This is a genomic window from Streptomyces barringtoniae (genome assembly GCF_020819595.1).
GTDB classification, from domain to species: Bacteria; Actinomycetota; Actinomycetes; order Streptomycetales; family Streptomycetaceae; genus Streptomyces; species Streptomyces barringtoniae.
This window is the reverse complement of the sequence record NZ_JAJHNP010000130.1, coordinates 1-303: the sequence shown is the minus strand read 5'-3', so window position 1 is coordinate 303 and position 303 is coordinate 1. Positions and strand designations below refer to the sequence as shown.

Annotated in this window: 1 protein-coding gene; it reads right to left on the bottom strand. The window is 74.9% G+C overall.

Going from position 1 to position 303, the window contains the following annotated elements:
* A partial coding sequence (locus tag LMU33_RS41040; RefSeq protein ID WP_228627236.1) for a KR domain-containing protein occupies positions 1-303 on the bottom strand: 303 nt, incomplete at both ends.

Genomic DNA, 303 nt, shown 5'->3' with positions numbered 1-303 from the left:
GGCACCCGGACCAGGGACCGCAGCAACGGCGGCAACATGCCGCTGCCCGCCTGCGCCCGCAAGCCCGCCAGATCCAGCCGCATCGGCACCAGCAGCGCCCCACCGGAACGCTCGGCCGCATCGAACAGCGCAAGCCCCTCCAGCGACGACAGGGCCGCAACCCCGCCCCGCCGCAAACGCTCCGCATCGGCGGCCGCACCCATACCCGCCTCACCGGCCGGGGCCGCCTCCCACAGACCCCACGCCAGCGACACCGCCGGCAGACCCTCGGCCCTGCGATGCTCGGCCAGAGCATCCAGGAAC